Here is a 4,866-nt window from a genome sequence, read left to right as displayed (position 1 = left end):
GCCTCAAGATGCACGTCATCGCCTTCGATCCGTTCCTGTCGGACAGCCGTGCCGAGGAGCTTGGCGTCGACAAGGTCGAGCTCGACGAGCTATTCGCCCGCGCCGATTTCATCACCCTGCACACGCCGCTGACCGACAAGACGCGCAACATCATCGATGCCGCGGCGATCGCCAAGATGAAGAAGGGCGTGCGCATCATCAATTGCGCACGCGGCGGTCTGATCGTCGAGGCCGATCTGGTCGCAGCGCTGAAGAGCGGCAAGGTGGCCGGCGCCGGCGTCGACGTCTTCGAGGTCGAACCGGCCGAGAACAACGAACTGTTCGGCATGGAGAATGTGGTGGCGACGCCGCATCTCGGCGCCTCGACGACGGAGGCCCAGGAGAATGTCGCGCTGCAGGTTGCCGAGCAGATGGCCGACTATCTGATCAAGGGCGCCGTCTCCAACGCCATCAACATGCCGTCGATCACCGCCGAGGAGGCGCCGCGGCTGAAGCCGTTCGTCAAGCTCGCCGAGGTGCTCGGCGCCTTTGTCGGCCAGGTCACCGAGGATCCGATCAAGGAGGTGGAGATCCTGTTCGACGGCTCGACCGCGACGATGAACACGCGCGCGCTGATCAGTGCAGCACTCGCCGGGCTGATCCGGCCTCAGGTCTCGGACGTCAACATGGTGTCGGCGCCGATCATGGTGAAGGAGCGCGGCATCATCGTGGCCGAGGTCAAGCGCGACAAGTCGGGCGTGTTCGACGGCTATATCAAGCTGACGGTGAAGACCGAGCACATGACGCGCTCGATCGCCGGCACATGCTTCTCGGATGGCAAGCCACGCTTCATCCAGATCAAGGGCATCAACCTCGATGCCGAGGTCGGCCAGCACATGCTCTACACCACCAATGCGGACGCGCCGGGCATCATCGGCCTGCTCGGCACCGTCTGCGGCGAGAATGGCGTCAACATCGCCAACTTCCAGCTCGGCCGCAACCGGCCGGGCGGCGATGCCATAGCGCTGCTCTATCTCGACGCGCCGTTCCCGGAAGCCGTGCTGGAAAAGGTCAAGGCGCACAAGTCGATCGACTCGGCCAAGCGGCTGCAGTTCGACGTCAACGCGATGTGATTGAGGACAGGCGGTCGCCGACCCACCTCGTTGACGCCGGCCGCCGCGGCGGCCGGTTCATGTCAACTCGTCCGAGCCATCGGAGACACCCACGCGATGTCGGTAGACCAGTTCCCAGCCCTTCCAGCCCGTAAACAGCAAGATGAGAACCACGATCAGCGATAGGACGATGCCGGTTGGCATCACGGCCGCCGCTCCGCCGGCATACCGCGAGTACCAGTTGTAAAGCTCGATCAACACGACGATTACATTGCCGCCGGCATGGAGCCATGCCGTCGTGAGATTGCGGACCTGCACATCGCCGAGAACATCCGTCAAGCCAGCAAGCGCAGCCAGGGCAGCCATGATCAGGCCTGCGCCGAGAAGCCAAAGCGACCCGGTGACCCATCCAGGATCGGCTGTTCGCCAGAAGATAAGGTCGCAAACGAAGGTGCCGACAAAAAAGGCAATCGGAAACGGAATCAGCATCGGGTGGATAGGGTGACCAGCAATGCTTGCCGTGCTGCGAGGGTTGTGGCTCATCATGTCGCCTCCCTGGCGTTCAAACTCCGCTGGAGGTGAAATGTTCCAAGTAGGGGACGCGGCAGGATTCATGCCGCTGTTTCCGCGCCATTGGCGAAGTCCAGGCCGTTCGCGTGATTACCGCGACGGCGGAGGGCGTCAGCCGCCAAATGTCATCCGCGGTGGTCCGCCACCGCCATCTTGCGCCCGCTGTATTCGGCAAGCCCGATGCCGCCCAGCACGAGCACCAAGGCCAGCGCCTGATAGAGCTGGAACGTCTCGCCGACGATCAGCACCGACAGCAGCGTGCCGAAGATCGGCACCAGATTGATGAACAGGCCGGCGCGGTTGGCGCCGATCAGCTCGTTGCCCCTGATGTAGAAGATCTGCGAAACGACCGAGGCGCCGATCGCCGTATAGACGATGACGGTCCAGCCGCGCGCGTCGGGCATGATGACCTTGCCGGCGAGGACCTCCCACAGGAAGAACGGCAACGAGGTGACGAGTGCCGAAACCGACAGGGCCAGCATCAGGCTCTGCCAGTGCATCACCGGCTTCAGCCGCAACCCGACCGAATAGCCGCTGTAGAGAAAGACAGCGACCAGCATGATGGCGTCACCGAAATTGAGTTCCAGCGTCAACAGCCGGCGCGGGTCGCCATGGCAGGCGGTGAGGATCACGCCGGCGATGGTCAGCACGACGCCGACAATCTGCGCCCAGTTCACGCGCAGGCGGAAGAAGACGAAATTGGCAGTCATGATCAGGATCGGCATCGCCGCCTGTTCGATCGAGACATTGATCGCTGTCGTGTAGTTGAGCGCCGTGTAGAAGATGGTGTTGAACAGGGTGAAGCCGCTGGCGCCGAGGGCGACCAGCACGAACCAGTGCTTGCGGACTACCGGCCAGTCCTTCTGGATGGTCTTCCAGCCGATGGGCAGCATGATCGCCACGGCCAGCACCCAGCGCAGGAAGACCAGCGTCATCGGCGAGACGTGATCGACCGCCAGCTTGCCGGCCACCGAATTTCCACCCCAAAGCAAGGTGGTGAGCAGCAGGAATATGTAGGCGCTTCGATGCATCGCGGGATTCCAGTCGCCGGAGCTGCGGTGTTTGCCGGCCTATTGCCCTCGCTCGCCCAAGTAAATGATGTCAAAGCCGAAAATTGTTGTGCCTCAGGGCATTTTCGACGGCAAAGAAAGGTCGCGCTCGCGAGGTCTTGACGTTATAGAGGCCTGTCGTTTCGAACCATATTCAAGCCGCTTGGCGGCGTCTCAAGGGAAAAGAAACATGGCCAATGTGGTGGTCGTCGGCTCGCAGTGGGGTGACGAAGGCAAGGGCAAGATCGTCGACTGGCTGTCGGAGCGCGCCGATGTCGTGGTGCGTTTCCAGGGCGGCCACAATGCCGGCCATACGCTGGTCGTCGACGGCAAGGTCTACAAGCTGTCGTTGCTTCCGTCGGGCGTCGTGCGCCAGGGCAAGCTGTCCATCATCGGCAATGGCGTCGTGTTCGACCCGCACGCTTTCGTCGCCGAGGTGGCAAAACTCAAGGCGCAAGGTGTCGAAGTAGCGCCGGATCGCCTGAAAATAGCCGAAAACACAGCGCTTATCCTGTCCCTGCATCGAGAGCTGGACGGGTTTCGTGAGGACGCCGCATCCAATTCCGGGACGAAGATTGGCACGACCCGTCGCGGCATCGGCCCCGCCTATGAGGACAAGGTGGGCCGGCGCGCGGTCAGGGTGATGGATTTGGCGGATTTGGAAACACTGCCCTTGAAAGTCGACAGGCTGCTGACGCACCACAATGCGCTGCGACGCGGGCTTGGTCATGCGGAAGTCACGCATGACGCGATCATGCAGGAACTAACCTCGGTCGCCGACGACATCCTGCCCTATATGGACCGGGTCTGGAAGATCCTCGACGACAAGCGCCGGGCTGGCGAGCGCATCCTGTTCGAGGGCGCGCAGGGCACACTGCTCGATATCGACCACGGCACCTATCCGTTCGTGACCTCGTCGAACACGGTTGCCGGACAGGCTGCCGCCGGCTCCGGCGTTGGCCCGGGCGCCATCGGCTATGTGCTCGGCATCACCAAAGCCTATACGACACGCGTCGGCGAGGGTCCGTTCCCGACCGAGCAGAAGAACGAGGTCGGCGAATTCCTCGGCACGCGCGGCCATGAATTCGGCGTCGTCACCGGTCGCAAGCGCCGCTGCGGCTGGTTCGACGCGGTGTTGGTGCGCCAGGCCGTCGCGGTCAACGGCATCAAGGGCATCGCGCTGACCAAGCTCGACGTGCTTGACGGGCTGGACGAGATCAAGGTCTGCACCGGTTACCGTCTCGACGGCGAGATGATCGATTATCTGCCGGCCAGCCAGGGCGCGCAGGCACGTGTCGAACCGGTCTACGAGACGCTCGAGGGCTGGAAAGGCACCACTGCCGGCGCGCGCAGCTGGAATGATCTGCCGGCCCAGGCGGTCAAGTATGTCCGCTACATCGAGGAGCTCATCGGCGCACCGGTCGCGCTCCTTTCCACCAGCCCGGAACGCGACGACACGATACTTGTGACCGATCCGTTTCAAGACTAGTTTCTGAAGCCTTTCCGGGCATCGCGGCTGATTTGCGGGGGCCGGCGCGGAAGCAAAATACAGGTCGACTGAAGCATGGCAGATTTCGTTGCTATTCTGAAAAACGCGCTCGACAAGCATGGCGACGAGACGCCGGAAAAGCGTACGCGCATCTATGCCAGCGTTCGCACCATGCTGGCGAAGAAGCTTGGTGAACGTTCGCCGCCGTGGGCTCCCGAAGCCATAGCCACGCAGATGCGTTCGCTGGAAGACGCCATTACAAGCGTCGAGCGCGATTATGCCAAGAGCGTGCCGGAGACCGACCCGCTCGCGGAGCTGGAACACATTTTTTCGTCGATCGATCGCAACAAGAACCAGCCAAGCCATACGAGGCAGCCGGCGAAGGCGGAATCGGCCTGGCCGGCACCGCCCGTCGCCAAGCCCGAGCCCTATCAACCCGCGCCGCCGCCTGCCGCCAAGGTCGAGCCAAGCTGGCAAAGATCGACGCCGGCGCCTGCCCAGCCGGCTCGCGCCGACACGCCTCTTCCAGGCATGAACGCCGAGGAGGCGGACGACGAGGCCGATGTCTTTTCCAGCAACGAAGACAATGAAGAGCCGGTACAGGACACCTTCCAGCGCCTGCGTCCCGCCGAGCGCAAGCGCAGCTATGGCGGGCTGATCGCGGCCG

4 protein-coding genes and 1 pseudogene are annotated in these 4,866 nt (G+C 62.9%); 3 read left to right on the top strand and 2 right to left on the bottom strand.

Translation table 11 applies throughout. The features are described from left to right. On the top strand, positions 1-1,112 hold a 1,112-nt coding region (locus EN925_RS23550), incomplete at its 5' end, for an NAD(P)-dependent oxidoreductase (protein WP_164894347.1). Between the two features lie 57 nt (positions 1,113-1,169). Here the strand turns inward: EN925_RS23550 and EN925_RS23545 are convergent. Further along, positions 1,170-1,634: a DUF2231 domain-containing protein gene (locus EN925_RS23545; RefSeq protein ID WP_127384611.1), complete on the bottom strand. Its 465-nt coding sequence runs from the start codon at positions 1,632-1,634 to the stop codon at positions 1,170-1,172. A gap of 152 nt (positions 1,635-1,786) precedes the next feature. Then, on the bottom strand, positions 1,787-2,692 hold the full coding sequence (locus EN925_RS23540; protein ID WP_127369780.1) for a DMT family transporter: 906 nt from the start codon (positions 2,690-2,692) through the stop codon (positions 1,787-1,789). A 208-nt stretch (positions 2,693-2,900) separates the two neighbouring features. Between EN925_RS23540 and EN925_RS23535 the strand changes: the two genes are divergently transcribed. Both EN925_RS23535 and EN925_RS23530 read left to right on the top strand, forming a co-directional pair. Further along, positions 2,901-4,199, top strand: coding sequence for an adenylosuccinate synthase (locus EN925_RS23535; protein WP_024502931.1), 1,299 nt, complete (start codon positions 2,901-2,903; stop codon positions 4,197-4,199). A gap of 75 nt (positions 4,200-4,274) precedes the next feature. Continuing rightward, positions 4,275-4,866 (top strand): annotated as a pseudogene (locus EN925_RS23530) (hypothetical protein); the annotation flags it as partial.

The sequence above is a fragment of the Mesorhizobium sp. M7A.F.Ca.US.006.04.2.1 genome (genome assembly GCF_004022915.1).
Classification (GTDB): Bacteria; Pseudomonadota; Alphaproteobacteria; order Rhizobiales; family Rhizobiaceae; genus Mesorhizobium; species Mesorhizobium ciceri.
This window is presented reverse-complemented; position numbering and strand designations above follow the sequence as displayed.

What these genes read in the sequence shown, in the direction of transcription:
- EN925_RS23545 (WP_127384611.1), bottom strand. Translation starts at nt 1,634, where the DNA reads ATGAGCCACAACCCTCGCAGCACGGCAAGCATTGCTGGTCACCCTATC.
- EN925_RS23540 (WP_127369780.1), bottom strand. Translation starts at nt 2,692, where the DNA reads ATGCATCGAAGCGCCTACATATTCCTGCTGCTCACCACCTTGCTTTGG.
- EN925_RS23535 (WP_024502931.1), top strand. Translation starts at nt 2,901, where the DNA reads ATGGCCAATGTGGTGGTCGTCGGCTCGCAGTGGGGTGACGAAGGCAAG.